Origin of the sequence: Moorena sp. SIO4E2 (assembly GCF_010671945.1) — a bacterium.
GTDB classification, from domain to species: domain Bacteria; phylum Cyanobacteriota; class Cyanobacteriia; order Cyanobacteriales; family Coleofasciculaceae; genus Moorena; species Moorena producens.
Window position 1 is genome coordinate 1 of sequence record NZ_JAAHIE010000474.1, and the last position, 5,673, is coordinate 5,673.

Below are 5,673 nucleotides of genomic sequence, written 5' to 3' on the forward strand. Positions count from 1 at the left end.
GGACGCTCCTATTTGCCTCCGGCTTGAATATTGTTTTACTCTCTGGAGCAGACAGGGATGGGAGTTATTCACACCGAAGCATAAACCAAAGTCGAAAAAACAAGCGAGACCACGCTAAAAAGACTCAAGAGCCCATGGTCGAAGATGAAGTGAGCCTCCTTGGGAGGAGCTTAGCTAATGCTTCTGAGTTAGAAGCATCTTATATTAATCTCCCGTTTTGAGGTTTTTTTTGGGCTTAAGTATCCGAAACATTGAGGGATGATAATGATTGAGTCTGAGACGTGAGTCCGCCATCTATCGGAATCAGCGCTCCAGTCATAAATGATGCACCATCTTGGGAAAGAAAATAAACAACACTAGCTATGTCTTTCTGCCTGTTACCATAGCAATACCGAGTATGACATGGCAAAAGATTACCCGGCAGATGATGATCTACTTGAGGTTCTTGCCCAGGCCCCCACTCTAGACAAAAACGGTCGTCGTGCGATTATTTATGCGGCCATTAAGGCTTGTGCTGCTGATGCAGAATATCATCCGGATGAACAGGCATCAGTCCACAAAATGGCCCAATATCTTGGCATTGAAGAAGATGTCGTTAATCAGATTGAGGAAATTTGCATGTCCGAAGCCGAGATGCGAAAAAAACGGATTGCCGTAATGTTCCCTGAAGGCATCCCTTATTAGACTTGTTGTTAGTGGCTCCTCGCAGGATTGGCGATCGCAATCAAGCTTTGGGGATTAGGAGTACCTCAATTGAGAGTAATTATGTTGTTGAATTAGTTACATTTCAACAACATAATCGCCCTTATAGGATTAAGGAATTCCCAACCCTTCACCGTAGCGAACGAGTAGGGGAAAGGATCGCTTTTTCCCCAAAGCTAGTCTCCCGCTGCTGCCCTCAAAGCCATTAGGCATCCCAGGTCGTAGGTACCGTTTCTCCCTCGGAGTCAGAGCGGGGCGATCGCCTGTAATTCCAATCCCTTCAAGTCGCCAAGGTCATAGGTACTGATTATGGTAGCGCTTGCTCGTGAGTCCAAGTCCTTTGAGTTGCGAGGTTCTCAAGGCTGGGTTGGGATGGTGGCGCGATCACTAGTGGCGAGGTCTAGAGAAATTTGGCAGGATCTGATACATTTTATTACTGGTGCAATCTACATGCATAAACACAGGAGGAATAAGTTATGCACTTCATTGTGCGAACTCTCAAAGCATTATTGATCTGTGGGTTAATCATAAATCTGGTTTTTTTGAGTGATGCTCAAGCATGTTCACGGGCTCTTCATGCGTCTTATACAGAAGACGTTACACCGACCTATGCTGTCACTGGCCGCAGTATGGATTGGTATGAAGACATTAAATCCAATCTATGGATGTTTCCGGCTGGAATGGAGCGAGATGGGGTAGTAGGTAATAATTCTGTTGAGTGGAAGTCAAAATATGGAAGTGTGATCGCTGCTGCCTACGATACAGCTACTGTTGATGGGTTGAATGAAAAAGGCTTGATGGCAAATATGCTGTTTCTTGCCGAAGCAGATTTCGGCGACCGTGACACCTCCCGTGAGGGAATATCATGGTCAGCATACACTCAGTATATTTTGGACAATTTTGCAACGGTTCAGGAAGCGGTAAGTGCATTGGAGAACGATGAGTTACAAGTCGTTCCCTCAACCCTTCCTAGCGACAGCGGTATCAGCCATCCCGCTACAGTCCATTTTTCTATTTCAGATCCACTGGGTGACTCGGCTATCTTTGAACACGTCGAAGGCAAGCTGGTTATTCACCATGGAAAGGAATTTGTGGTGATGACCAACTCTCCTATCTACGATGAGCAAATAGCACTTAATGCTTATTGGGAATCAGTAGGTGGCGAAGCTATGCTACCTGGAACAGGCCGAGCAGCTGACAGGTATGTACGAGCGAGCTATTACCTAAAAAATCTACCTACTCCTGAGTCCGACAGAGAAACAGTGGCCAATGTAATGTCGGTCATTCGCAATGTATCAGCTCCATTCCAACCATTAACTGATCCAGAAGAACCCAATATTGCCTCTACCATGTGGCGAACAGCAGCAAATCACCTTAGCAAAGTTTATTACTTTGAGTCAACTTTATCCCCCAATATTATTTGGGTCGAGCTGACAGAAGATGACTTGAAAGAAGGAGCACCAGTCAAGAAGTTGGAACTCTCAGGAAACTATGATCTAGTCGGTAATGTTACTGGTGATTTTATTGAAGCAGAGGCATTCAAGTTTACTGGCCCCTGCGATGAGGGAATTCCAGTTGAAGACCTTCCAAGTTTCTGCCTTGTCCGGTAAGCTCAGTAGTCCCATCCTAGGCTAGGCTGAGGTACGAAACACAGCTAAGACAAGCCTTGGCGTGCCTAATTAACCTTCCCGAAGGAGTCGCCCCAGAGCATCGGCTACCCTTCGGGAAGGCTACGCGAACATCGTTTGGGTCAGGCTATCCCAGGCAAAAGCCAATCATGAGTTACCCTGTGTATATGGAGCAGTTACAAGCTGTTGCCCATTTATTAGATTAGATATGATTCAGTTATAAAAAAAACATAAAACTCCCTATTCCCTATTCCCTATTCCCTATTCCCTATTCCCTATTCCCTATTCCCTATTCCCTATTCCCTACCATTTATAAATAGTCAACCGAACCTAATATTACTCTCCTCTATTCAATCTCAATAATTCTTTCAGCAAAGTCAATAACTTAGCCTGGCGAAGTGCGACAGCTGGCTCCGTTAGAATCCCTTGGGTTGGGCTAAACAAAAATGCTAGGATAAATAAGCTAAAGATTACCATTACAATTGCTGGACCTGATGGCCAATTAAAATAGTAGCTTATATACATCCCACTGACACTGGAAATAATTCCAATCATTGAGCCTAATCCCATCATGTGATGTAATTCTTTGACTAATAAATAAGCGGTAGTCGCGGGTCCGATTAACATAGAAATAACCAGCAACACCCCTACCGTCTGCATACTGGCCACAATGGTGAGAGTAATCGCCACGATTAACCCGAAATAAATTGCTTTTACCGGTAAACCGCTAGCTTGGGCTCCCAAGGGGTCAAAGGTATAGAATAATAGCTCTTTATAGAACAACTTTGTTAATACTAAAATTACTCCTGTAATCACCAGGGTTTGCCAGACATCGCCTGGTCTCACCCCTAAGATGTCACCAAAAAGAATATCTTCTAGGTCAAGTTGGTTAGTTTTCAGCACCGTAATTAGGATCACTCCTAAGCCTAAAAAACTGCTGAGGGTCAACGCCATTGCTGCATCGACTTTGACTCGGGTACGCTTAGGAATCACCGCTACCACTAAAGCGCTAATGATACCTACAATCAATGCACCAATAGAGATATTTATTCCTAAAAAAAATGCGATTGAGAGACCAGGTAAAACCGAATGGGAAATCACACTACTCATCAGGCTCATTTGTTGTACAAATAAGTAGCTGCCTACCACTGCGCTTAATATCCCCAACAGCACAGCCGTTGCGATCGCATTCCGCATAAATTCAAAACCTAGGGGCTCAATCAGCCAATTCATAATAAATAAAAGGGAGTAGGGAGTCGGGAGTCGGGAGTCGGGAGTCGGGAGTCGGGAACTTGGGATCAAAAATTATCACAATTGATTTAGGAAACCTATAATTATAACCAACTAATGATAATTGATTTAAATTTAGGATGAAGTATTATTTATTTTTTCAATCTTGAAAACATTGTCAATGGTTTTACCAGCTGTTTTATCCTCCCATCCTAGGGCTGTTAAAAATTGCTCTGCTGAGGTCGTTTCTACAACATCAACTCCCCATTCTCCGGTTTGGAGAGTATCAGGATAATTACTTAAGGGTGGAGTTTTCTTTAAACCTCCTAATATTAATATATCTGGCAAAAAATCTCCTTTTTTTTGACTAATCCGCTTCTCGTCTAGAGCTTTAGCGCACAATTCTCCAACTTGAGGTGGGGTAAACTCTTGAGTAGGGAATAAAATTTCAACCATCCAATGGGGATGATCTAATTTACGACACTTTAAGGATGGATAGTTACTTAATCCTTCAGCAAATACCTGAGTGAATTCTTCCCGGTTTAGTTCAGGGAAACTATCGTCTGATAGTTCAAAGTTATGGGAAAGCAACATCCGACCAGTTTGAGAGTCAGTCATAAGTCCTGTGATATCCTGTTTGATCAATTTTCCAGCCCAGCAAGAATCAGTATATATTAGGTTGGGTTCATTGCTGAACAGTGAACCCTATCTAACATGTATTACTCTCCTACTCTGGGACTGACAGACTTAGCAGGCTCTGCACTCAGAACTAAGCACTCAACACTCAGCCCTCAAGCTGCGGCCAAACTCATCACCTTACCATAAGCCTTGCTCAGGTTTTCCGGTGTCAGCACTTGGGCCCTTGAACCCACAGCAATCAGTTGCTTATTCAATAAAAGGAGTTGATCATAATGAGCTAAGGTTTCTCCTAAGTCATGGCTGATCACTAGTAAGGTTTTGTCTTGGGATTTAAGTTCACTAAAAACCTCAAAAATAATGTCTTCCGTCTTTTTGTCGATGCCCACAAATGGCTCATCAAAAAATAATAACTCCGCTTGTTGAGCTAGAGCCCGCGCTAAAAATACCCGCTGCTGCTGTCCACCAGAGAGTTCGCCAATTTGACGGTGGCGATACTCGAACATACCCACCCGTTCTAACGCATTCTTAACAATTTCCTTAGATTGGCGACTAGGAGACCTAAACCAACCGGTGTGGACTGTACGACCCATCATCACTACATTCCATACCGTAATCGGATAGTCCCAATCAATTTGCGATCGCTGAGGAACATAAGCGACTCGTTTTAATTGACTCCGGAGGGGACGGGCTGCCAATTTCACTACCCCATTCACTGCTGGAATCAGTCCCAGCATCGCCTTCACCATAGTACTTTTGCCAGCACCATTGGGCCCCAGTAAGCCAGTTAATTGTCCTGGCTGGAGGGAGAAGGATATATCACAAATAGCCCAAGTGTCTCGGTAACAGACTCCTAGGTTATGGACTTCTAACATTAGGTTTTGTGAGAACGACTACCACTATCATAGTGTAGCGTGCTGCAACTGATTGTCGTTCTCAGCCTAAGCCTTGTAAAATGATTCTTGTTCTTAATAGCTACTAATTTAAGCGGGTTTATCTATGCTGAAGCCTTCACCAGTTAAACTTCCTAACATCTTAGCTAGTGCTGCTCTCGCCTTTGGAGTAGCACTAGGTGGTTGTAGTCAAACCAGTGAAACCTCATCAAGGGAGAAGCCACTAGTGGTAGCATCCTACAGTGTGCTTTGTGACTTAACAACAGAAATTGCCCAAGATACCATTGATATGGCCTGTCTGATTGAACCAGGTCAAGACCCTCATACCTACAAAGCTACCACCTTAGCTCGCCAATCCCTAGAGCAAGCCCAACTAGTTCTATACGGTGGCTACGACTTTGAACCAGAAGTTATTAAATTAGTTCAAGCCACTAATACACCAGCTCCTAAAATAGCGGTGCATGATCAAGCTGTGCCTAGTCCAATTATGGCGGAAGCACATCACCACCATGATCATGAGCAAGAAAAAGATGACCATAAGGATGACCATAAGGATCACCATGATGATCACCATGACCATGAGA

8 protein-coding genes are annotated in these 5,673 nt (G+C 43.9%); 5 read left to right on the plus strand and 3 right to left on the minus strand.

The genetic code is table 11. The annotated features are described in order from the left end of the window. The 4 genes from F6K37_RS30785 to F6K37_RS30800 all read left to right on the plus strand — a co-directional run. The coding region (locus tag F6K37_RS30785; protein WP_287254330.1) for a hypothetical protein at nt 1-221 on the plus strand (221 nt) is incomplete at its 5' end. 181 nt (nt 222-402) lie between these two features. Beyond that, the gene (locus F6K37_RS30790) at nt 403-684 is read left to right on the plus strand and encodes a tellurite resistance TerB family protein (protein WP_008185472.1); all 282 of its coding nucleotides are present in this window, start codon (nt 403-405) and stop codon (nt 682-684) included. Between the two features lie 494 nt (nt 685-1,178). Next, on the plus strand, nt 1,179-2,312 hold the full coding sequence (locus F6K37_RS30795; RefSeq protein ID WP_287254332.1) for a linear amide C-N hydrolase: 1,134 nt from the start codon (nt 1,179-1,181) through the stop codon (nt 2,310-2,312). Between the two features lie 56 nt (nt 2,313-2,368). Further along, complete coding sequence (locus tag F6K37_RS30800; protein WP_287254334.1) at nt 2,369-2,536, plus strand: hypothetical protein; 168 nt, start codon at nt 2,369-2,371, stop codon at nt 2,534-2,536. 130 nt (nt 2,537-2,666) lie between these two features. Here F6K37_RS30800 and F6K37_RS30805 read toward each other — a convergent pair whose 3' ends face one another. The 3 genes from F6K37_RS30805 to F6K37_RS30815 form a co-directional block, all read right to left on the minus strand. Beyond that, nucleotides 2,667-3,566: a metal ABC transporter permease gene (locus tag F6K37_RS30805; RefSeq protein ID WP_287254339.1), complete on the minus strand. Its 900-nt coding sequence runs from the start codon at nt 3,564-3,566 to the stop codon at nt 2,667-2,669. Between the two features lie 129 nt (nt 3,567-3,695). Then, entirely contained in the window at nt 3,696-4,178 is a 483-nt protein-coding gene (locus F6K37_RS30810) for a DUF2656 domain-containing protein (RefSeq protein ID WP_287254336.1), read from the minus strand. A gap of 173 nt (nt 4,179-4,351) precedes the next feature. Continuing rightward, on the minus strand, nt 4,352-5,071 hold the full coding sequence (locus F6K37_RS30815; RefSeq protein ID WP_008185482.1) for a metal ABC transporter ATP-binding protein: 720 nt from the start codon (nt 5,069-5,071) through the stop codon (nt 4,352-4,354). A 124-nt stretch (nt 5,072-5,195) separates the two neighbouring features. Here F6K37_RS30815 and F6K37_RS30820 point away from each other — a divergent pair. Further along, nucleotides 5,196-5,673, plus strand: a 478-nt coding sequence (locus F6K37_RS30820; protein WP_287254338.1) for a metal ABC transporter substrate-binding protein, incomplete at its 3' end; no start/stop codon positions are given.